19 protein-coding genes are annotated in these 22111 nt (G+C 71.4%); 8 read left to right on the plus strand and 11 right to left on the minus strand.

Annotation, left to right across the window (positions count from 1 at the left end):
- Positions 1-131 precede the first annotated feature (131 nt).
- Both ACWG52_RS11830 and ACWG52_RS11835 read left to right on the plus strand, forming a co-directional pair.
- Positions 132-1514: an L-serine ammonia-lyase gene (locus ACWG52_RS11830; RefSeq protein ID WP_033224525.1), complete on the plus strand. Its 1383-nt coding sequence runs from the start codon at positions 132-134 to the stop codon at positions 1512-1514.
- Between the two features lie 139 nt (positions 1515-1653).
- Positions 1654-2166: an AMIN-like domain-containing (lipo)protein gene (locus ACWG52_RS11835; RefSeq protein ID WP_389805438.1), complete on the plus strand. Its 513-nt coding sequence runs from the start codon at positions 1654-1656 to the stop codon at positions 2164-2166.
- Between the two features lie 64 nt (positions 2167-2230).
- Here the strand turns inward: ACWG52_RS11835 and ACWG52_RS11840 are convergent, their stop codons facing one another.
- Both ACWG52_RS11840 and ACWG52_RS11845 read right to left on the minus strand, forming a co-directional pair.
- Positions 2231-2875: a dihydrofolate reductase family protein gene (locus ACWG52_RS11840; RefSeq protein WP_389805441.1), complete on the minus strand. Its 645-nt coding sequence runs from the start codon at positions 2873-2875 to the stop codon at positions 2231-2233.
- Between the two features lie 62 nt (positions 2876-2937).
- Entirely contained in the window at positions 2938-3651 is a 714-nt protein-coding gene (locus ACWG52_RS11845) for a flavodoxin family protein (protein WP_390138127.1), read from the minus strand.
- Positions 3652-3752: 101 nt separating this feature from the next.
- On the opposite strand from ACWG52_RS11845, the gene ACWG52_RS11850 reads away from it, so the two are divergent.
- On the plus strand, positions 3753-4301 hold the full coding sequence (locus tag ACWG52_RS11850) for a PadR family transcriptional regulator (RefSeq protein ID WP_033224522.1): 549 nt from the start codon (positions 3753-3755) through the stop codon (positions 4299-4301).
- A 52-nt stretch (positions 4302-4353) separates the two neighbouring features.
- Here the strand turns inward: ACWG52_RS11850 and ACWG52_RS11855 are convergent, their stop codons facing one another.
- The 8 genes from ACWG52_RS11855 to ACWG52_RS11890 form a co-directional block, all read right to left on the minus strand.
- Complete coding sequence (locus tag ACWG52_RS11855; protein ID WP_030725318.1) at positions 4354-4566, minus strand: EF-hand domain-containing protein; 213 nt, start codon at positions 4564-4566, stop codon at positions 4354-4356.
- 199 nt (positions 4567-4765) lie between these two features.
- Positions 4766-5953: a YncE family protein gene (locus tag ACWG52_RS11860; protein ID WP_453128648.1), complete on the minus strand. Its 1188-nt coding sequence runs from the start codon at positions 5951-5953 to the stop codon at positions 4766-4768.
- Positions 5950-6762 carry a polysaccharide deacetylase family protein gene (locus tag ACWG52_RS11865; protein WP_390138123.1) on the minus strand — a complete coding sequence of 271 codons (813 nt, stop codon included), beginning with the start codon at positions 6760-6762 and terminating at the stop codon, positions 5950-5952. Before ACWG52_RS11865 ends, ACWG52_RS11860 begins: the two co-directional genes overlap by 4 nt.
- A 397-nt stretch (positions 6763-7159) precedes the next feature.
- Positions 7160-7672 (minus strand): ATP-binding protein, encoded by a 513-nt coding sequence (locus ACWG52_RS11870; RefSeq protein ID WP_390138121.1) that lies wholly within the window; start codon positions 7670-7672, stop codon positions 7160-7162.
- A gap of 255 nt (positions 7673-7927) precedes the next feature.
- On the minus strand, positions 7928-8695 hold the full coding sequence (locus ACWG52_RS11875) for an enoyl-CoA hydratase/isomerase family protein (protein ID WP_390138119.1): 768 nt from the start codon (positions 8693-8695) through the stop codon (positions 7928-7930).
- A gap of 105 nt (positions 8696-8800) precedes the next feature.
- A complete protein-coding gene (locus tag ACWG52_RS11880; protein ID WP_389805457.1) occupies positions 8801-10024 on the minus strand; it encodes a L,D-transpeptidase in 1224 nt (407 codons plus the stop codon).
- A 192-nt stretch (positions 10025-10216) separates the two neighbouring features.
- On the minus strand, positions 10217-12571 hold the full coding sequence (locus ACWG52_RS11885; protein WP_453128650.1) for a choice-of-anchor A family protein: 2355 nt from the start codon (positions 12569-12571) through the stop codon (positions 10217-10219).
- Positions 12572-12712: 141 nt separating this feature from the next.
- Positions 12713-13933, minus strand: coding sequence for a L,D-transpeptidase (locus ACWG52_RS11890; RefSeq protein ID WP_389806129.1), 1221 nt, complete (start codon positions 13931-13933; stop codon positions 12713-12715).
- A 182-nt stretch (positions 13934-14115) separates the two neighbouring features.
- On the opposite strand from ACWG52_RS11890, the gene glgX reads away from it, so the two are divergent.
- On the plus strand, positions 14116-16425 hold the full coding sequence (gene glgX, locus ACWG52_RS11895; RefSeq protein WP_390138115.1) for a glycogen debranching protein GlgX: 2310 nt from the start codon (positions 14116-14118) through the stop codon (positions 16423-16425).
- Between the two features lie 123 nt (positions 16426-16548).
- The gene (locus ACWG52_RS11900) at positions 16549-17271 is read left to right on the plus strand and encodes a CDP-alcohol phosphatidyltransferase family protein (RefSeq protein WP_371588481.1); all 723 of its coding nucleotides are present in this window, start codon (positions 16549-16551) and stop codon (positions 17269-17271) included.
- Here ACWG52_RS11900 and ACWG52_RS11905 read toward each other — a convergent pair.
- Entirely contained in the window at positions 17252-17755 is a 504-nt protein-coding gene (locus tag ACWG52_RS11905) for an adenylyltransferase/cytidyltransferase family protein (RefSeq protein WP_030725282.1), read from the minus strand. The genes ACWG52_RS11900 and ACWG52_RS11905 overlap by 20 nt on opposite strands.
- A 150-nt stretch (positions 17756-17905) precedes the next feature.
- Here ACWG52_RS11905 and ACWG52_RS11910 point away from each other — a divergent pair, with 150 nt between their 5' ends.
- Genes ACWG52_RS11910 through ACWG52_RS11920 form a run of 3 tightly spaced genes read left to right on the plus strand, consistent with a single transcriptional unit; the run spans position 17906 to position 22100 of the window.
- The gene (locus tag ACWG52_RS11910) at positions 17906-19117 is read left to right on the plus strand and encodes a glycosyltransferase family 4 protein (protein ID WP_390138229.1); all 1212 of its coding nucleotides are present in this window, start codon (positions 17906-17908) and stop codon (positions 19115-19117) included.
- Positions 19114-20874 carry a lipopolysaccharide biosynthesis protein gene (locus ACWG52_RS11915; protein ID WP_390138111.1) on the plus strand — a complete coding sequence of 587 codons (1761 nt, stop codon included), beginning with the start codon at positions 19114-19116 and terminating at the stop codon, positions 20872-20874. Before ACWG52_RS11910 ends, ACWG52_RS11915 begins: the two co-directional genes overlap by 4 nt.
- Complete coding sequence (locus ACWG52_RS11920; RefSeq protein ID WP_390166316.1) at positions 20871-22100, plus strand: MATE family efflux transporter; 1230 nt, start codon at positions 20871-20873, stop codon at positions 22098-22100. The genes ACWG52_RS11915 and ACWG52_RS11920 overlap by 4 nt, the downstream gene beginning before the upstream one ends.
- Positions 22101-22111: the final 11 nt, after the last annotated feature.

The raw sequence follows: 22111 nt of genomic DNA on the forward strand, positions 1-22111 counted from the left end.
TTCCCACCTCGTCCGGCTGCCGAGTCGTTCACTCCGTCGCGTTAAGCTCGTCTGCCGGACAAAATCCGAATAATCCACTTCTCCTCTCCTGCCCCCTCCCACCCCACGAGCAGACAAGGGAGTCCGCCACCGTGGCCATCTCCGTCTTCGATCTCTTCTCCATCGGTATCGGTCCCTCCTCCTCCCACACGGTCGGTCCGATGCGGGCCGCGCGCATGTTCGTGACGCGGCTGAAGAAGGACGGCGTGCTGGCCCAGACCACCTCCGTCCGTGCCGAGCTCTTCGGCTCCCTCGGCGCGACCGGCCACGGTCACGGCACCCCGAAGGCCGTGCTGCTGGGTCTGGAGGGCCACTCCCCCCGCACGGTGAACGTCGAGACCGCCGACGCCGAGGTCGAGCGCATCCGCAAGAGCGGCCGGCTGCGGCTGCTGGGCGCGGAGATAGGCGATGTCCACGAGATCGCCTTCGACGAGCCGAACCAGCTGATCCTGCACCGCCGCCGCTCCCTGCCGTACCACGCGAACGGCATGACGCTCTTCGCGTACGACAGCGCCGGCACCCCGCTGCTGGAGAAGACCTACTACTCGGTCGGCGGCGGTTTCGTCGTGGACGAGGACGCGGTCGGCGAGGACCGGATCAAGCTCGACGACACGGTGCTGAAGTACCCCTTCCGCTCCGGCGACGAGATGCTGCGCCTCGCGAACGAGACCGGCCTGTCGATCTCCTCCCTGATGCTGGAGAACGAGAAGGCCTGGCGCACCGAGGACGAGATCCGCGAGGGCCTGCTGGAGATCTGGCGCGTCATGCAGTCCTGCGTCTCGCGCGGCATGTCCCGCGAGGGCATCCTCCCCGGCGGCCTGCGGGTCAAGCGCCGTGCCGCCGCCACGGCGCGCCAGCTGCGCACCGAGGGCGACCCGATGCTGCACCGCAGCGAGTGGGCGACGATCTACGCGATGGCGGTCAACGAGGAGAACGCGGCCGGCGGCCGCGTCGTGACCGCGCCGACCAACGGCGCCGCGGGCGTCCTGCCCGCCGTCCTGCACTACTACATGAACTTCGTGCCGGGCGCGGACGAGGACGGCGTGGTCCGCTTCCTCCTCGCCGCGGGCGCGATCGGCATGCTGTTCAAGGAGAACGCCTCGATCTCCGGCGCCGAGGTCGGCTGCCAGGGCGAGGTGGGCTCCGCCTGCTCCATGGCGGCCGGCGCCCTCGCCGAGGTCCTTGGCGGCACCCCGGAGCAGGTCGAGAACGCGGCCGAGATCGGCATGGAGCACAACCTCGGCCTGACCTGCGACCCGGTCGGCGGCCTCGTGCAGATCCCCTGCATCGAGCGCAACGGCATGGCGGCGGTCAAGGCCGTCACCGCGGCGCGGATGGCGATGCGCGGCGACGGCAGCCACAAGGTGTCCCTCGACAAGGTCATCAAGACCATGAAGGAGACCGGCGCCGACATGAAGGTGAAGTACAAGGAGACCGCCCGCGGCGGCCTCGCGGTCAACGTCATCGAGTGCTGATCCGTACCGCGTGACACGAGGGAGGGGCCCGGCGCACGCGCCGGGCCCCTCCCGCGTCCGCGAGCGGAACCGCGGTGTCCCCCTCGGGCGTCCTACGCTGTGCCACCCGTCCCCGTCTCTCGAGAATCGAGGGGACAACATGATCCACACCCGTCTCCGGCAGTCCGTGGCCCTGGCGACCGGCGCCCTGCTCGCCGCCTGCCTCGCCTTCGCCGCACCTGCCTCGGCCTCCACCCTCACCACCGCCAAGGCCCAGGCCCAGACCCGGACACCGCTCGTCGTCAACGCCCGCTGGGCCGGGCACCCCACGTACGACCGCATCGTCATCGACCTCCAGGGCTCCGGCTCCGCGGTCACGGTCACTCCCGTCCCGCAGCTGGTGTACGACGGGTCCGGGAAGCCCGTACCGCTGCCCGGGAAGTACTTCCTGGAGATCCGCCTCCACCCCGCCGCCGCGCACAACGACGCGGGGCAGAACGTCTACCAGGGCCCGAAGCTGCAGAAGATCAACCTCAGCAAGCTCAAGGGCATCGCCCTGACCGGCGACTACGAGGGGTACGTGACCTTCGGCGCCGCCTTCGACACCCTGCCGTACTACCGCGCGTTCCCCCTGCACTCGCCGGAGCGGTTCGTCGTGGACATCGCGCACTGAACCGGTGCCGAACGCCGGGCCCGGGGCTCACTCGCCCCGGGCCCGGCGTGCTGCGTACCGGTCGTCACCTGCGCCAGAACAAGTGGTGCGTGACGCCGCTCGTGCTGGGCACGACGTCGAGGTGGAACCGGTCGAGCAGTTCCTCGGGGGACTCCCAGAGCCTGACGCCGGATCCGAGCTCCACCGGCGAGACCGCCACGTGCAGGGTGTCGACGAGATCGGCGTCGAGGAACTCCCGGATGGTGGTGGCCCCGCCGCCCAGCCGGACGTCCTTGCCCTGCGCCGCCTCCCGCGCCCGGTCCAAGGCCGTGGCCGGGTCGGCGTCGACGAAGTGGAAGGTGGTGTCGGAGAGCGTGAACGAGGGACGCGGGTGGTGGGTCATGACGAACACGGGCGTGTGGAACGGGGGCTCCTCGCCCCACCAGCCGCGCCAGTCGTGGTCGGCCCAGGGCCCGCGCTGGGGCCCGAACTTGTTGCGGCCCATGATCTCGGCGCCGATGTGGTGCGCGAAGTCCCGGGTGAAGTAGTCGTCGAGGCCCCGGCTCCCTCCCGGGTCGGTCCGGTTGGGCCAGCTCGCGGTGGCTCCGGCCCAGGCGAACATCTCGCCGGGATCGGCGTGGCCGAACGGCCGCTCCAGGCTCTGGCCCTCACCGGCGCCGAATCCGTCGCGCGAGACGGTGAAGTTCTGGACCCTCAGCAGTTGCTCCACCGGGTTTCCTCCTCCGGACGGGCCCGGGCGGCACAAGCGGCACGGGCGGCACGGGCACGAGCTCAGCGGTGCTCGGGATTGGGGAAGTCGAAGCGGCAGCCCGCGTCCCACTGCGAGCGCTGGTTGCCGTGCGGTGGGATGCCGCCCGAGCGTTTGAGCAGGGCGGCGAGGTGCATGAGGTTCCAGGACATGAAGGCGGTGTTGCGGTTGGTGAAGTCGTTCTCGGGGCCGCCGGAGCCGGGGTCCAGGTAGGAGGGGCCGGGGCCGGCCTCGCCGATCCAGCCCGCGTCGGCCTGCGGCGGGATCGCGTAGCCGAGGTGCTGGAGGCTGTAGAGGATGTTCATGGCGCAGTGCTTGACGCCGTCCTCGTTGCCGGTGATCAGCGCACCGCCGACCCGCCCGTAGTAGGCGTACTGGCCTCGTTCGTTCAGCAGTGAGGAGCAGGCGTAGAGCCGCTCGATGACCTGCTTCATCACGGAGCTGTTGTCGCCGAGCCAGATGGGGCCGCACAGGACGAGGATGTCGGCGTCCATGATCCGGCTGTAGAGCACCGGCCACTGGTCGCTCTCCCAGCCGTGCTCGGTCATGTCGGGCCAGACCCCGGTCGCGATGTCGTGGTCGACGGCGCGGATGAGGGAGGTCCGGGTGCCGGCCCCTTCCATGACCCGGCGGCTCCTGTCGATCAGGCCCTCGGTGTTGCTGGTCTCGGGTGAGCGTTTGAGCGTGCAGTTCACGTAGAGGGCGGTCAGGTCCGAGTAGTCGTATGCGGCAGCCACGCCCCCCAGCCTCGCCACGAGGGGTCGCCGCCGCCACCGGGCCGCGCCCGTCCGGGGGCCGCCGTGCGGGGGCGGTCCCGCCGCAAACCTAGGATGGCGCCATGTCGCTGCCGCACGCCATCCTCACCGCCCTGCTCGAGAAGCCCTCGTCCGGGCTGGAGCTGACCCGTCGGTTCGACAAGTCGATCGGGTACTTCTGGTCGGCGACGCACCAGCAGATCTACCGCGAGCTGGGGCGCCTGGAGGAGTCCGGGCTGATCCGGGAGCTGCCGAGCGAGGTGCCCGTACGCGGGCAGAAGAAGGAGTACGAGGTGCTGCCCGCCGGCGGCGCGGAGCTGGCCCGGTGGGTGGCGGAGAGCCAGGACCCCAAACCGATGCGCGACCCGCTGCTGCTGCGGATCCGCGCGGCGGGTGTCGTGGGGCCGCAGGGGCTCGGTCCCGAACTGCGGCGCCATCTGGAGCTGCACCGGCGCCAGCTCGCCCAGTACGAGGCGATCGAGGAGAAGGACTTCCCGCCGGGGCGGGACGCCGTGGAGGACCGGCTGCGTCGGCTCGTGCTGCACGGCGGGATCGCCCTGGAGACGTTCTGGCTGCACTGGCTCCAGGAGGCCCTGGGCGAGGTCGAGGACATGTCCGGGCCGCAGGCCTGACGCACGCCGCCGCCCCGCTCCGGCGGTCCGGGGCGGGGCGGCGGCGGAGGGACTACTTGTTCAGGGAGGCCCAGAACTCGTCGAAGCTCAGCAGGCCGTCGCCGTTGCTGTCCTTGGCGGCGATCACGGCGTCCGCGACGGGGCCGGTGACGAACGGGTCGCCCATGGCCGCCATGGCCGCCTTGAACTCGTCGGCCGTGACGAAGCCGTCACCGTTCACGTCGAACTTGCCGAACGTCGTCCGTGCGCTCTCGATGTCCGCCACTGGGTCCACTCCTTCTTGATGCCTTGTTGACCGGCCCAGGGTAGCGGCCGCCCCGGCCCGCCCCCGCTTCGGGTCCTGTTCGAGCGGCAGGACCGGTCCCCGACCGGCACGTGAGCGGAGTCGACGATTCCGGACGCACGGGCTCGGCCGAGCGCGAGCTCCCGGGGCACCGCTCCGATCGGGGCCGGTCAGCGGAAGATCAGCGGAAGATGCCGGTGTGGCCGAGCGAGTAGCGGCCGGGCTGCGGGTACACGGCGAGTCCGTGCGGTCCGCCGCCCACCGGGATCCGGGCGAGCTGCTTGCCGGTCTGCGTGTCGATCGCGTAGACCTCGGAGTTGTAGCGGCCCGACAGCCACAGCACCTTGCCGTCGGCGGAGACCCCGCCCATGTCGGGGCTGCCGCCGTCCGGCAGCGTCCACTTCTTGGTGAGCTTGTTCTCGGGGAAGTTGAAGACCGAGACGGTGCCCTCGCCCCGGTTGGAGACGTACATCTCCTTGGAGTCGCGGCTCACGTAGAGGCCGTGGCAGCCCTTGCCGGTGGGCAGCAGCTTCGGGGTGTCGAAGGCGTCCCCGCCGAGCACCCACATACCGTGCGCCATCATGTCCGCGACGTAGAAGGTCTTCCCGTCCGGGGAGACCTTGACGTCCTGCGGCATCGCGCCCTCGAACGGGAGCTTCTGCTGGCCGACGACCTCCATGCGCTCGGTGTCGACCTTGAGGAGTTCGCCGGAGAACTCGCAGCTCACGATGAAGTAGCGCCCGTCGGCCGAGAAGTCCGCGTGGTTGACGCCGTAGCAGGTCACGGGGACCGTCTTCACCCGGTCCATCGTGTGCGGGTCGCGGAAGACCAGTTCCTTGTCCATCGAGGCCATGACGATCGCGTACTTGCCGTTGGGCGTGAAGTACAGGTTGTACGGATCGTGCACCTCGACGGGCTTGCCGGCCTCACCGGTGGCCGGGTTGATGGGGGTGAGGGTGTGACCACGGTTGTTGTTGACCCACAGGGTCTTCAGGTCCCACGAGGGCACCACGTGCTGGGGTTGGACCCCGACCGGGATGGTGTCGATGACCTTGTACGTCATCGGGTCGATGACGGACACCGTGTTGGAGTTGGTGTTCGGCACGTACACGCGGGACGGGAAGTCCTTGACAACCGGGGAGAGTTTGTTCGGCCGGTCCGCCGCGTAGACGTCGTTCGGATCGAGCACGGGCGGCATGCCGGGCAGACCGGGCGGGGCCGCCGGCGCGGCCTTGACGGGCTTGGCCGGGCCCTTGGTGCCGAGCGCCTCGGCGGGTCCCTTGCCGGCCGATCCACAGCCGGCCAGGGCGGCGAGGACCAGACCGGCCAGCAGCACGCCGGCATTCCGGGGAAGGCGGGTGGTCTTCATGGGGTCAGCAGCTCCGTGGTGGTCACCGCGCGCAGTTCGCGGCGCGCGAGTTCTTCGAGGAGGGGAGGCATCGCGTCGACCGTGTCCGCGTAGCCGAAGTGCAGGCTCACCACCGATCCGGGCCGGATCGTCCCGGTGACGGTGCGGATGACGGCCGCGGCACCGGGCGAGGTGAAGTCGAGGGAGTCCACGTCGTACGAGAGGACGTGCGGGTAACCCGCCCGCTGGGCCAGCTTCTGGACGAGCGGGGTCGCGTACTGCGTCTGGGAGGGCCGGAACCAGGTGCCGATGGAGCCCGTGAGCCGCTTGAGTCGCTGGGCGCAGCCGGTGATCTCGGCATGGGCCTCCGCCTCGGACATCTCGTTGATCGCGAGGTGGCGCTGGGTGTGGTTGCCGAGCTCGTGGCCGCCGTCGAGGATGCGCCGGGCCAGTTCCGGGTGGGCGTCGAGCCAGGATCCGATGGCCAGTACGGTGACCCGCGCGCCCCCCTTCTCGGCCGCGGCCAGCACCTCCCGGGCGATGGCGGGGTCCCCGTTGCCGTGGAAGGTGAGGGCGACCCGGGGGCGGTCGCGCGGACCGTGGCCGATCTCCACGGGCTGCCCGGCGAAGCGGCGCGGGGCGGCGGCCGGGGCCGCCTGCGCCGGGCGGGCGGGGCGGGCCGGACCAGGCGTCGAGCCGGAGGACTCGGTGGCGGGCCGACCCGGTCCGCAGGCGGCGGTGAGGCCGACCGCGGCGGCGCCGACCGTCCCGACAGCGGCCACACGCAGGGCCGCGCGCAGGGCCGCGCGGCGGCCTGGTTGTGAGTGCACTTGCCCATTTAAGTGGGCGATGACACGGAAGATAACGATTGACCCAATTCAGGATGGTCGCCGAAAGGGGCCGATCGAGCGGTCGGGTCGCTATGTGATCAACGATTTACACAGAGCAGTCGATACTTATTCGTAGATTGCGAGGTAGGTGGCCCACCTCACCTAGGATTTAGCTAGAAAGTCTTACGATTTGCCCACTTATGTCCAAGTAGGGACTTTTGGCGTTCGGGCCCTCGTCTGCCATAGTCGGAACCACGACTTCCCATTGACCCGAGCGAAGTCGCCACGCCGAGGATCACACCCCCTTCGATCCTCGGCGCACCCACGAAGCCCCCGAACCGCCCCACTCGGCGCACGGGGGCTTCAGGCGTTCCAGGGCTTCGGACACTCCGGGGCCTCAGGGGTTCTGACGGTCGGCGACCCGCATCTCGAACCAGGTGATCTTCCCGCGCGGCAGCAGGTCCGCACCCCAGCGGTCGGACAGCTTGTCGACGAGGAAGAGGCCCCGACCGGTGGTGTCCAGCTCATGGACCGGCATCAGGCAGGGCAACCCCCGCGAGGGGTCGCGCACCTCCACCCGGATCCAGCCCCGACGTCTCAGCATGCGTAAGCCGAAGGAACGGGCCCCGGTGTGCCGGACCGCGTTGCCGACGAGCTCCGAGACCAGCAGGACGGCGTGTTCGGCGATCTGCGGGGAGAGACCCCAGAGGCGGACCACCACGCACTGGGTGAGTCGGCGCGCGGTGCTCGCGGACTCCGGCATGGACGGCAGCGTCACTTCGCCCTCGGCCGGATTTCCGTACAACTCCAGCGCCTTGAGGCCTTGTTCGTCCTCAACGGCCGCCGTGAGCCGTACCGCCGAAGCGCCGCCGCGCTGCCGCGGCTGTTCCACACCCTCCAGGCCCGCCATGCACCCATCATGGAGGGCCGACCCGTCCTCCCGGGCCGTTCCACAGGAAAACACCCCCCGGATTCAACAACTCCAAGGGGGTGTTCTGTCATATGCGGGAGGCAATCGGAAGGCCTTGGCGCACAGCCTCACCTGCGGTGACGCGCCGCACGGAAGTGATCACAGTCAGTGGATCACCGATTCTTCTTAAGGCTGCCTTAAGGCCTGGCTAATCCACCCACAGGGAGGACCGGGGTCCGCGGCCGAGGACGCGACTCAGACGAACTTCGCCTTGCCGGGGCCCTCTTCGACGAAGCTGCGCATGCCGCGCTCGCGGTCCTCGGTGGCGAACAGGCCCGCGAACCAGTTGCGTTCGATGGTCAGGCCGGTGTCGATGTCGGCCTCCAGGCCCGCGTCCACGCACTCCTTGGCGGCGCGCAGCGCGATCGCCGGACCCTGCGCCAGCTTCGCGGCCCAGGCGTGCGCCTGCTCGTACACCTCGGCGGCGGGCACCACCCGGTCGACCAGGCCGAGGGTCAGCGCCTCGTCGGCCTTGACCATGCGCCCGGTGAAGATCAGGTCCTTGGCCTTGGACGGTCCGATCAGACGGGACAGCCGCTGGGTGCCGCCCGCGCCCGGGATCAGGCCGAGCAGGATCTCGGGCTGGCCGAGCTTCGCGTTGTCCGCGGCGATCCGGTAGTCGGCGCACAGCGCGAGTTCGCACCCGCCGCCCAGCGCGTAGCCGGTGATGGCCGCGACGACGGGCTTGGGGATGCGGGCGACGGCGGTGAAGGCGTCCTGGAGCGCGCGGGACCGGGCGACCATCGCCGCGTGGTCCATCGTCTGCATCTCCTTGATGTCCGCGCCGGCCGCGAACACCTTCTCGCCGCCGTAGATGATGACCGCGCGGACGTCGGCCCGGTCGGTCGCCTCCACCGCGAGCTCGCGCAACCGGTCCTGGGTGGCGACGTCCAGGGCGTTCATGGGCGGCCGGTCCAGACGGATGGTGCCGACGCCTTCGGAGACTTCGAGAGAGAGGGTCATAGGGGCCAGGTTAGCGCCGGTTAACGTGAAGTGGCCCGGTGCTGTGGGTCACAGCACCGGGCCACCCGGACTACTTTCGCTTCGTGCGGGACGTCCGCGACGTGGCTACTTGATCCACTCCGCCCACGGCATGTTCCAACCGTTCAGGCCGTTGTCGGGGGCGATCTGCTTGTCCTTCGAGTTCTTCACGACGACCACGTCACCGATCAGCGATTCGTTGAAGAACCAGGCCGCCGGGGCGTCCGGGTCGCCGCCGCCGCGCTGGTCGCGCAGGCCCACACAGCCGTGGCTGACGTTCGCCGAACCGAAGGTGCCGGAGGAGGCCCAGTAGTTGCCGTGGACGAAGGTGCCGGAGTTCGACAGGCGCATGGCGTGGGGGACGTCGGCGATGTCGTACTCGCCGCCGAAGCCGACGGTCGCCCCGTTCATCCGGGTCACCTCGTACTTCTCGCTGATGACCATCTGACCGTTGTAGGTGGTCGTCGACGGGGCGCCCGCGGTGATCGGGACGTTCTTCAGGACCTGGCCGTCACGGACGACCTGCATCTGCTTCTCGCTCGCGTCGACGGTCGAGACCTGCGAGCGGCCGATGGTGAAGGTGACCGTACGGGTCTGCTTGCCGTAGACGCCGGGACGACCCTCGACGCCGTCGAGGGCGAGCTTCACGGTGACCTTGGTGCCCGCGGCCCAGTAGTTCTCGGGACGGAAGTCGATGCGGTCGTTTCCGAACCAGTGGCCCTCGACCTGGACGGGCGGCTCGGCCGTGACGGTGATGGCCTTCTCGACGGCCTCGGGGTTGGTGATCCCCCGGGTGAAGTTGATCGAGACCGGCATGCCCACGCCGACGGTGGCGCCGTCCTCGGGCGTGTAGTGGCCCACGAAGGTGTTCGTCGGGGTCAGGGTGGTGAAGGTGGTGTCCTTGGCCGACTCCCGGCCGGCCTCGTCCTTGGCGACCGCGTGCACCTTGTACTCGGTGGCGGAGGCCAGGTGGCGGGCCGGCTCCCAGGTCGCGCCGTCGGCGGCGAGCTTGCCCTCGACGGCGTTGCCCTTGGTGTCCGCCACGGTCACCGTGCTGAGCTTGCCGCCCGTGCTCGTTATCTTCAGGACGCCGCTGGTCGCGACCTCCTTGGCCCCGTCGTCGGGCTTGACGCTGACGACCGCCTTGGAGGCTTCGGTACCGGTCTTGCCGCCACCCCCGGCGTTGTCGCCACCGCTGCCGCCGCTGTTACCGCCGCCACCACTGCACGCGGTGGTGAACAGCAGGGCCGCCCCCAGCAGAAGGGCCGGCAGGCCGGTGCGGGCACGGCCGCGTATCGGCTGCAGGTTCACTCGTGTTCTCCCCATGTCCCCCGCGCGCGGACTGTCGCGCGCTTGTCGACAGGTAATCACAGCGAGGGATCACAATGAGCCACGGTCTTGTCACCGTTCCGTCCCAACTACCCGGAGCGGCGGTGCGGCGGCCGCCCCCGTGACCGGGGACGACGGGTGTTCCGGCCGATGTGCGGGGCGGCCGCCGAGGGGTCAGGCCCGGGGGCCCTTCCCTTGCTTGGACTGCTTCGGGTGCCGGGGGCGCTCAGAGCCCTTCGGGTGCTTGGGCTTGCCCTTCCCGTGGTCGGCCTTGGGATGCTTCGGCTTGCCCTTCCCGTGGTCGGCCTTCGACTGCTGGGGCTTCCCCTTGCCGTGGTCTGCCTTGGGGTGCTTCGGGTGCTTCGGCTTGTCCTTGCCGTGGTCACCCTTGGGGTGCTTGGGGTGCTTCGGCTTGTCCTTCCCGTGCTCGTCCTTGCCGTGGTCGACGGGCTTGTTCCGCACCGTGATCTCGACGCGCCGGTCCGGGGTGCCGATGTCCAGGCGCAGCGGGCCCGTGACCCGGTCGGCCGGCAGCGCGTAGCCGGGCGGCACCGCGGTCTCGACCAGGTAGTACCAGCCCTCGGCGAGCGGGCCGAAGGTGCACAGACCGGCCCGGTCGGTGGTGCACCTCGGGGCGGCGAGGCGGTCGGCGTTGATGCCGCGCGTCTGCAGGCCCGGGGTGTTGTTGGTCTCCTGCCACACCTCGAAGTCCGCGCCGGGCAGCGGGCGCCCGGTCCTCGCGTCCTGCTTGACGACCCGGATCGAGCCTTCGTACTCCTCGTTCACCGGGGTGTTGGCGACGGCGACGACGATGCCGTCCGCCACGTCGTCGCGGTCCGGGTCGAACCGGGTGACCGGGTCGGCGGGGAGCTCGTACCCGGCCGGGACGGCGGTCTCCCGCCAGTAGTACGTCCGGCCGACCGGCAGCTCCACCGTGCAGGTGCCCCGGGCATCCGTCACGCAGACCCCGTCGAGGCGGGTGTCGGCGGGTGCGTCGGTCTGGAGGCCGGTGCGGCCGTTGCTCTCCTGCCACAGCTCGAACTGCGCGCCGGCCAGCGGCAGACCGGTGGCCCGGTCGGTCTTGCGCAGCACGACCCGGACGGCGTCCGGCGGCTCGGGGGTGCGCCGGTTGGCGGCCTCGACCCGGACTCCGGCCTGCGCGTTCCCGGCCGTGAGGGTCAGCGCGTGGACCCGGTCGGCCGGCAGGTCGTAGCCGAGCGGCGCCCCGGTCTCGCGCCAGTAGTACGTACCGGGCTCGGTGGTCCGCTCGCAGATGCCGGAGGCCGGGGTGGTGCACTCGGCGACGAGGGTGTCGGCGCCCGGAGCGGTCTCCTGCAGGCCGGCCGTGCCGTTCGTCTCGCGCCACAGCTCGAACTGCGCCCCTCGGAGCGCGGCGCCGGTCTCCGCGTCCCGTTTGAGGACCGAGACCGATCCCGTCACCGGTACCGGGTCGCCGCCGCATTCGGGGAGGTCGCCGTTGAAGGGATAGGCGTGGAACTCCTGTCCGCCGCCCCCGGTCGTACTGCTGCCGTGGGTGACGGATCCGGTGGTGAAGAAACGCCCGTTGATGCCGGGCAGGGTGACGACCGTCTGCGAGGACTGCTGCCCGATGAGGAAGCTGCCCTGGAACTGGCCGCCACCGGTCAGGTTCACGGTGGTGGCGTCCGGGAAGTTCCACAGGAGCCGGTCGCGGTAGGCGTTGAGCGGGTCGGTGTCCGCGATGCCGCCGCTGTAGGTGTTGATCGTGCGCGCGGCACCCAGGACGTTCACCAGCACGGTGGCCCCGGCCGGGATGCGGGCGAACCGGATGCCCTGCTGACCGCCCCCGTTGCCGACCAGGTTCGCGTCGATGTTGAAGACCTGGAGCTCGGAGCCGCCGTCGCCGGTGAACACGGTCTCGAAGCCGCCGTTGACGGCCGTGCCGGTGGCCGGGCGGGGCTGCCCGTCGACCCGCGCGTAGCACTGGCTGGCGGCGCTGAGCCGGTCGCGCAGGCCCGCGTACGGGGTGGCGGCGGCCGGGTCCCGGACCGTGCGGCCCGTGACCGTGCCGGTGCGGGTGCCCGCGTGGCGGACCACACCGCCGTCGGCGAGCAGGCGCTCGCCCGTCGCGACGGTGACCGAGCCGCCGGTGGTGAGGAAGTCGGCGCCGACGGGCGGGGGCACCCTCGATCCGGCTCCGACGATGCCGACGTTGTAGCGGCTGTCCCCGCCCGCCTGCTTGTCCTGGTCGAAGTCGCCGAGGACGACGAGCCTGCCCTCGGCCTCGGAGGCCCGGCCCCGGACCCGGAAGTCGCCGCCCGCGAAGATGTTGACGGCGTTGTCCCGGCCCTGCGGGACGCCGTCGCTGCCGACGGGCGGGAACGGATCGGGGCAGTCGCCCGGCACGCAGGGCCCCAGTCCCCCGGGAAGCGGGGCTCTGGCGACCGCGGCCGGGCGGTCGCCACCGGGCCCCGCCGCGAAGGCCGCGGGCGCGGCGGAGGCCAGTACGGCTCCGATCGCGAGCCCGAGGGTCCAGTTTCTGGCTGACATGACGCTCCGTCCGTTGCCTGGTGCCCTGATCTGCATGGACAGGCTGGGGGCAGGCTTCGGCGGGGCGCGGCGGGGACACTCCGCGCTACGGCATTTCGATCACGGCGATCACTCTCCCGGGCGTGGCCGGGTCACCGGTGCTCAGGCGATGGCGGAACCGGCGACCCAGTCCGCCCAGGACATGTTCCAGCCGCCCAGCCCGTTGTCGGGGGCGACCGTCTTGTCCTGCGAGTTCACGACCTCGACCACGTCCCCGACGAGGGTCCGGTCGAAGAACCAGCCGGCCGGGGTGTCGGAGCCGCCGCCCTTGTCGTCGCGCAGGCCCACGCAGCCGTGGCTCTGGTTGGTCGTGCCGAAGGTGTCCGGGCTGGACCAGTAGTTCCCGTGCAGGAAGGTCCCGGAGGCGGTGAGGCGCATGGCGTGCGGGACGTCGGGGATGTCGTACTCGCCGCCGAAGCCGACGGTCTGGCCGTTCATGCGGGTGACGTCGAACATCTCCATCACCACCATCTTCCCGTTGTAGGTGGTGGTCTTGGGTGCCCCGGCGCTGATCGGGACGGTCGACACCAGCTGCCCGCCCCGGCGGACCTCCATGGTGTGCGCGGCCGCGTCCACGGTGGAGATCTGGGAGCGGCCGACGGTGAAGCCGACGGTCTTGTCCTGGATGCCGTACACGCCGGGCGCGCCCTCGATGTCGCGCAGGTCCATCTTCACGGTGACCTTGGTGCCGGGCTTCCAGTACTCCTTGGGCCGGAAGTCGAGCCGCTCCCGCCCGAACCAGTGGCCGACGACCTGCACACCCGGGTCGGAGGTGACGGAAATGGCCCGCTCCACTTCGGCGCGGCGCTCGATCGCCTGGCTGAACCGGAAGGAGACGATCATCCCGGTGCCGACGGTCGAGCGGTTCTCGGGCTTGAAGTAGCCGATGAACCGCTCCTCGGGAACGAAGGTGGTGAAGGTGGTGTGGCGGGCCTGCCGGCGCTCGTGTCCGTCGAGGGCGACGGCGTCCACGGTGTACTTGGCGGCGAGCGCGAGCCGTGCGGACGCGGGGTCGGGGCTCCAGCTGAGCCCGTCCTCGGCGATGGATCCGGGGACCTGTTCCTGCTGCGCGTCCTCCACCTTGGTGACGACGACCCGCTCCAGCCGGCCCTCGGGCACGGTGACCGACAACCGCCCGTCCGCGGGGACCCCCTTGGCGTTGTCGTCGGGGGTGATACGGATGGCCTCGTCCGGCGAGCGGGGTTTGCCGGGCAGCTGGATCTCCACCGGGGCCTTGCCGTCCTGGGTGCATCCGGACAGGCCGCCGAGCAGGCCCGCCCATGCCGCCACGGCGGCCAAGCCCGCCCCTGCCCGCCTCGTCAGAAGTGTCACGATCCCTCCAACGACCGGGCGCTGCGGGGGAAACGTGAGCGCGGGCCACGTTCCGGGCAGATCTCTCCGGGCAGAACAGTGTGAAGGACCAGACGGGGGCGGGCCCAGGCCGGGACGCCGGGGCCGCACTCTCCCCTACCCCCGCCGGTACCCAGGAGCCGTGGAGGCGGGCAGTGTCGAGCGCAGCCGAGCAGGAGGCGGTGGAAGCCGTCAGCAATGCCGCGAAAGCGGTGCGGAGCGGCGCAGCCGTGCCCGTACCGCAGATCGACGGCCGACTGAAGGAGCGGCCGAACGGCCAGGTCAGGGGCCAGGTGGTCCGGGTGCACGCGCGCCCGGGGGCACCGGTGTGGCCGGGGTCCTCGCATCCGTTGGGGGCCCGGTTCCATCACGGTCCGGACGGGACCGCGGGCACCAATTTCGCCCTGTGGGCGCAGGGCGCGGAGGCCGTGGAGGTGTGTCTGTTCGACGAGGCCGGCGGCGAGACCCGGTGCACCCTGACGGAGCACACGCACGAGATCTGGCACGGGTTCGTGCCGGGCGTACGCCCCGGGCAGCGGTACGGGTTCCGGGTGCACGGCCGCTGGGATCCTTGGACGGGCGCCCGCTACAACCCGGCGAAGCTGCTCCTGGACCCGTACGCGCGGGCCGTGGACGGGGACTTCACGCTGCCCCCGGAGGTGTACGCGCACGTCCGGGACTGGCCGCAGCAGTACATCGCGGACACCGTGCGCGACGACCGGGACTCCGCGCCGTTCGTCCCCAAGGGCGTGGTCGTCCACGATGACGACGACTGGGCGGACGACGTCCGGCCGAAGACCCCCTGGGCCGATTCGGTGATCTACGAGCTGCACGTGCGCGGCTTCACGATGCGCCATCCGGGTGTCCCCGAGGAACTGCGCGGCACGTACGCGGGTCTGGCCCATCCGGCGGCGATCGAGCACCTGACGAAACTGGGCGTGACGGCGGTCGAGCTGCTGCCGGTGCACCAGTTCGCGCACGAGGACCATCTGCTGCGCCGCGGGCTGCGCAACTACTGGGGCTACAACTCGATCGGCTACTTCGCCCCGCACGCCGGGTACTCGGCGAGCGGTACGGCCGGGCAGCAGGTGGGGGAGTTCAAGCGGATGGTCCGGGCCCTGCACGCGGCCGGCATCGAGGTCATCCTCGACGTGGTCTACAACCACACGGCGGAGGCGAGCGAGCTGGGTCCCACGCTGTCGCTGCGCGGGATCGACAACCGGGGCTACTACCGGCTCCAGTCCGACCAGCGGCGGTACTCCGACTACACGGGCTGCGGGAACACCCTGCACGCGGGGCGCCCGCACGTGCTGCGGCTGATCACGGACTCGCTGCGGTACTGGGTCACGGAGATGGGGGTGGACGGCTTCCGCTTCGACCTGGCGGCGGCGCTGGCCCGGTCGATGCACGACGTGGACATGCTGTCGCCGTTCCTCGCGGTGATCGCCCAGGACCCGGTGCTGCGGCGGGTGAAACTCATCGCCGAACCGTGGGACGTGGGCTCGGGCGGCTACCAGGTGGGGGCGTTCCCGCCGCTGTGGACGGAGTGGAACGACCGCTACCGGGATGCCGTACGGGACTTCTGGCGGGGCGCGCTGCCCGACGTACGGGATCTCGGCTACCGGCTGTCGGGGTCGAGCGACCTGTACGCGTGGGGCGGGCGGCGGCCGTACGCCTCGGTGAACTTCGTGACCGCTCACGACGGTTTCACCCTGCGCGACCTGGTCACCTATGAGCGCAAGCACAACGAGGGCAACGGGGAGGCGAACCGGGACGGGACCAATGACAACCGGTCGTGGAACTGCGGGGCGGAGGGCGAGAGCGACGATCCCCGGATCGGTGTGTTGCGCCGCCGTCAGCTGCGCAACCTGCTGACCACCCTGTTGCTGTCCACGGGGGTGCCGATGCTGGTGGCCGGGGACGAGTTCGGGCGGACGCAGGACGGCAACAACAACGCGTACTGCCAGGACAACGAGACGGGCTGGGTGGACTGGTCGCTGCTGGAGGATCCGGCCTGGCAGTCGCTCTTCTCCCTGGCCTCCCGGTTGATCGCGCTGCGCCACGCCCATCCGGTGCTGCGCCGGCGGGCGTTCTTCTCCGGGCGCTCGCAGGGCGCCGACGGGCTGCGGGACCTGGCCTGGTTCACCGCCGCGGGAACGGAGATGACGGAGCGGGACTGGTACGCGCCGGCCGCCGCGCTGGGGATGTACCTGTCGGGGCGGGACATCCCCGGTCGTGACGAGCGGGGCCGGCAGGTGACGGACGACAGCTTCCTCGCGCTGCTGCACGCCGGGGACCGGCCGGTGGCCTGGGTCCTGCCGGAGGCTCCGTGGGCCGAGGAGTACGAGGTCGTCCTGGACACCTCCCTGGAGGCCCAGTCCGATCCTCCCCGCACCCGGCACCGCGGCGGGCGGACCCTGACGGTCCCGGCGCGGTCGGTGCTGCTGCTGAGGGTGGTGAGCTGAGGGGGCGAGCTGAGCGACGGCCCGGCGGGTGCCGCTGGTTCCGGACGTATCCGACATCCGGAACCGGCTCCCCTGTTCGTACTGCGATGATGTGTTCGACATCATCTCGGAGGGGGTCCCCGTATGGGCAGAGTCACGACCGCGCTGCAGGAACTGCGCGGGGCGCAGAAGTCGGCGAAGGGGGTGTCGCTCTACTCCCGGTTCGTCAACCGGCCCGCCGGGCGGTATCTGGCCGCCGGTTCGTACGCGCTGGGGCTCACCCCGAACCAGGTGACGCTGATCAGTGCCGCCTTCAGCTTCGCCGCCGTGGCCGCGGTGGCGCTGGCCGCCCCCTCGTGGGGGCTGGGGATCGCGGTGTGGGCCGCCCTGGCCGTCGGTTTCGCCTTCGACTCCGCCGACGGGCAGCTGGCGCGGTTGCGCGGCGGGGGGAGCGCGGCCGGTGAATGGCTCGACCACGTGGTGGACGCGGCCAAGCTCACCGCCCTGCACTCGTGTGTGCTGATCGCCTTCTACCGCTTCCCCGAGGCGTACGGGACGGGCTCGGACGGCTGGCTACTGGTGCCGCTGGGCTTCCAGTTCGCCGCGGTGGTGACCTTCTTCGGCGGTCTGCTGACCGAGAAGCTCAAGCCGAAGCCGGCCCCCGGCAGCGCGGCGGCCGCGCCGTCGACCGCGCGCGCTGTGGCCCTGCTGCCCGTGGACTACGGGGTGTTCTGCCTGGTGTTCCTGCTGCTCGGCGGTGGGAAGCTGTTCGTCTGGGCGTACACGGGACTGGGCGTGGTCGCCGCGCTGTTCCTGCTGGCGTTCCTCGCGAAGTGGTTCCGGGAGCTCAGCGCCGTTCGCCGGTGACCTGGCCCGGGGCCTGGGCCGGTTCCGCGAGCGCGTCCAGTGCCCGGCGCAGCTGGGTGCTGGACGTGTGCACGGTGTAGGGGAAGTACACGACGTCGACGCCGTGGGCGGCGAAGTCCTTCTCCAGCCGGTCGCCCTTGGGCGTGCCGCGCCAGTCGTCGCCCTTGAAGATGACGTCGAAGCGGACCTGCTTCCAGGTCTCCACCTTGTCGGGAACCGTCTCGACGAAGGCCGCGTCGACGTACTTGACGCTGCGGACGATCTCCAGCCGCTCGACGAGCGGGATCATCGGGCGGCGCCCCTTGGCGAGCTCGGCCATCTCGTCCGAGACCACTCCGGCGACCAGGTAGTCGCACTGGCTCCGGGCATGGCGAAGGATGTTGAGATGCCCGATGTGGAACAGGTCGTAGGCGCCGGGCGCATAGCCGACTCGATACGGCCTGCGCGCAGGCACAGCAAGGTCGGACATGTCGTGCTCCGTCATCTTTTACCCCCAGCAGCCACACCCCCCGGTGTAGCGGATTAGCAGACAATAGCGTGCACGTTCCGCACCACGCGGGTGAACGAATAGGGTGACGTGCGCATCATCCAGGGGAAGAGGGGTCGCACGGTGTCCAGATCCGGTCAGCGGCGCATGCTGCTGGTTTCCACCAATTACGCTCCGGAGCACGCGGGGATCGGCCCGTACGCCACCCAGATCGCGGAGCACTGGGCGGATCTCGGTCACGAGACACACGTCCTGGCGGGCATGCCGCACTACCCGGCGTGGTCGCTCGAACCCGAGTACAAGGGGGCGTTCCAGCGCACGGAACAGCGCGCCGGGGTGACCGTGCACCGGCGTGCGCACACCGTGCCGCCGCGCCAGACCGCCGTGAAGCGCGCCCTCTTCGAAGGATCGATTCTGCTGCACGGCGCCGTGGCCCCGCCCCGGATGCCGAAGCCCGACGCGGTCCTCGCCCAGATGCCCAGCCTCGCCGGCGGCGTGCTCGCCGCCCGGCTCGCGGCACGGTGGAAGGTCCCCTATGTCCCGGTCGTCCAGGACCTGATGGGCGCCGCCGCCGCGCAGAGCGGGATCAGCGGCGGCGACAAGGCCGCCGCGATCGCCGGCCGCGCCGAGGCGTACGCCCTCAAGCGCGCCACCCTCGTCGGCGTCATCCACGAGACCTTCGTGGACCGGGTCGTCGGCATGGGTGTGGACCCGGACCGGATCCGTCTCGTCCCCAACTGGTCGCACGTGCCCGCGCCCACCAAGCCGCGCGGGGAGACCCGCCACCACCTCGGCTGGGCCCCGGGCGAGACCGTCGTCCTGCACTCGGGGAACATGGGCCTCAAGCAGGGCCTGGAAGTCCTCGTGGGCGCCGCCCGGCTGGATCCGAGCGTCCGTTTCGTCCTGATGGGCGACGGCAGTCAGCGGTCGGCTCTGTCCGATCTTGCGGCGGATGTGCCGAATCTGGACATCATCCCCCCTGCCGCTGACGGCGAGTTCCCGGATATCCTCGCGGCGGCGGACGTTCTCGCGGTCACTCAGCACGCCGCCGTGCTGGACATGAGCGTCCCGTCGAAGCTGACCTCCTACTTCCAGACCGGTCGGCCCGTCGTCGCCTCCGTGGCGGCGGAGGGCGGTACCGCCCAGGAGGTGGAACGCTCGGGCGCGGGGGTACTCGTACCCCCCGAGGACCCCGAGGCACTGCTGAAGGCCGTACGGGCCCTGGCCGAGGACCCGGAAGGCGCGGACGCACTGGGAGCGGCCGGACCCCGCCACGTGGCGGCGCATCTGAGCCGTGAGGCGGGCCTGGCCCGTATCGACGCACTGATGGACGAAGCACTTGGGGGACCCCGGCCGTGATCGAGACGAACCGCCCTGCAGCGGCACCGGTCGACGACGAACCCGATCTCCTCAGAGATCAGTTCCGGCAGCTCCTGCGCTACCGCAGGCTCATCGGCGCGGGCATCGGGATCGGTCTGCTGGGCGGCGTCTACCTCGGCATCTCCACGGCCGACACCTATGTCGCGACCGCCGACGTCGTCCTGCGCGCGCCCACCGACGACCCGTTCAACCCGAGCCTCGCCCCGGACAAGGCGATCAACATCGGCTCGGAGCGCCAGGTCGCGCTCAGCTCCTCCATAGCCAACGAGGCGGCGAAGAAGCTCGGCGTGGGCGCGTCCGGCTTCGCCGCCCTGCGCAGCGGGCTGCAGGTCACGAACCCGCCGCAGACCATGGTGCTGCGCTTCACGTACACGGCGGACTCCGCCAAGGAAGCCGCCAAGCGCGCCAACACGATGACCGAGGCCTACCTGACCAAGCGGCAGGAGGCCCTCGACGCCACCCGCGACAAGATGGTCAAGGGGTACAAGGAGCAGCGCGACCCGATCGCCAAGCAGCTCGACGAGCTGTCGAAGGAGATCGCCCGGATGCCGGCCGGCGCCGGCCGTGACGCCGCCAGCTCCTCCAAGACCGACCTGCAGAGCGAGGTCGGCGGCTACAACACCAAGATCACCAAGCTTGAGGCCCTGGACATGACGCCGGGGCGCGTCACCAGCGCGGCGACCGCGCCCACCGCCACCGACGGGCCCGGCATCCTCATGTCGCTCGCGCTCGGCGCGGCCGTGGGCCTCGCCCTCGGCCTGCTGGCCGCCTGGGTGCGTCTGGTCTTCGACCCGGCCCCGCGTTCCGAGGGCGATGTGGCCCGCGCACTGCGCGCACCCGTACTCGGCTACCTGCCCCGGGACCGGACCGGCGGCGGACCGCTGCTCGCCGCCGGTGAGGCCGATCCCCGGCTCGCCGAGGAGTACCGCTCGGTGGCCTTCCGCCTCGCCTACGACGCCCGCTTCGCCGACCGGCGCCGACTGCTCGTCGTCGCCCCGCGCGGCAGCAGCGAGACCGCCGCCGCAGTGGCCGTGAACCTCGCCGCCTCCTTCGCGGAGACCGGCAAGGACGTCCTCCTCATCGAGGCCGACCTGCGCACCCCGGTCCTGGCCAGCCAGCTGCCGACGGACGCCGGCGGCCGGCCGCGCTGGAGCCAGACCCCGGGCAGCCCGAACTCGGGCGGCCGGCACTCGGACACCGAATGGCCCGACGGACGCCAGCTCGTCGTGGACGCCGGCGAGTCCGGTTCCTTCGACCTCATCCCCGGCGGGCAGGCGCGCAACGTCCCGCGCTCGCTGACCTCGGCCCGTGCCACCCGGCTGATCTCCGAGGCCGACTCCCCCAACTCCACGGTCGTCGTGCTCGCGCCGCCCGTGCTCTCCTACGCCGACGCCCTGGCCCTCGTCGACCGCGTCGACGGCGTCCTGGTCGTCTGCGACCCGCGCGCCGTGCACCGCACCGACCTGTCCCGGATCCGCGAGCTGATCAGCGGCGCCGGCGGCACCGTGCTCGGTGCCGTGCTGCACGCGCCGCTGCCCGGCGAGAAGCGCGGCAAGGGCAAGGGCGGCCCGGCCCCCGTCGGCCCCGGCGCGGGTCCCGGGACCGGCGCGAAGTCCGGCAAGCCCGTGCCGCAGCCCCAGCCGATCCCGTACGAGGTGGCCGAGCCCGAACAGCACATCCCCGGTGACGGCACCGACACCGTCGCGCTGCGCACCGTCCGCATGGGCCGCAGATGAGCCGACGCGGCCTCGCCGCCGTCGCCTCCGTCCTGGACCAGGCGGCCTCCAGTGCCACGAACATCCTGGTGCTGGTGCTGGCCGCCCGGTTGTCCTCCGCGTCCGGGTTCGCCGACTTCTCGATGGTGTACGTGACCTTCAGCGTGCTCCTCGGGCTGAACATGGCCTACGTCGGCCAGAGCCTGGTGCTGGAGAAGGGCGAGGGGCTCGGCGCCGAATGCCGCTCGGCCGTGGGCTTCACGGCCGCCGGGTCGGCCGCCGTGGGCGTCCTGCTCGCGGCGGTGGGCCTCGCGCTCCCCGGGGCCACCGGGACGGCCTTCCTCGCGCTGGGCCTCGTCCTGCCGCTGGTGCTCCTCCAGGACGGGCTGCGGTACTGCTTCTCCGCGCTGCGCGCCCCCGAGCGGGCGCTGGCCGCCGACGCGCTGCGGCTGGTGTGCGTGGTCGCGGCGCTGGCCCTGCAGCCCGAAGGGGCCTCGGCCGGGCGGCTGGTGATCGCGTGGGGGCTCTCCGCGTTGCCGGCGCTGGCCCTGGGGCTGTGGCTGCTGCGACCGTACGTGCGCGGCGCCCGGGCCGACCTGCGGCCCTATCTGCGGCGCGGTCACCTGGGGCAGCGGTTCGTGGTCGAGTTCGCGGTGGGCAACGGCTCCAGCCAGCTCGCCGTCCTGGGCCTCGGCGTGTTCGCGACCCCGCTGGCCGTCGGCGCGCTGCGGGGTGCGACCACGCTCTTCGGGCCGCTGAACGTGCTGTTCAACTCCGCGAACGCCTTCGGGCCGCCGGTCCTCGGCCGGCTCGGCGGCAAGCGGGCCACGGTGCGGGCCACGGCCGCGCTGGGACTCGTCCTCGCGGCGGTCGGCGCGGGCTGGGCCACGGCCCTGTACCTGCTGCCGGACCGCCTGGGCCGCGAGCTGCTGGGCGACACCTGGGCGGGCGCGTCCGCGCTGCTGCCGGCCACGGGGGCGCAGTACGCGGTGATGGGGCTCGGCACGTGCGCGCTGCTGACCCTGCGGGTGCTCGCCCCGAAGGCCACGCTGTCGTTGCAGGTGGTCTTCTCGCTGCTGTCCGTGGGGCTGCTGCTCGGCGGGTACGCGGTGTGGGGTGTGGCGGGCGCCGCGTGGGGTCTGGCGGCCGGGTCGGCCCTCAAGGCGCTGGCCGCCTGGTGGCGGGTCGCCCGCCTGCCGGCCGCCGCCGCGCACGAGGACGAACCCGTGCCCGCCCCGGCCGCCTGACCCCACCGGGT

This window comes from Streptomyces sp. CLCI03 (assembly GCF_053615355.1).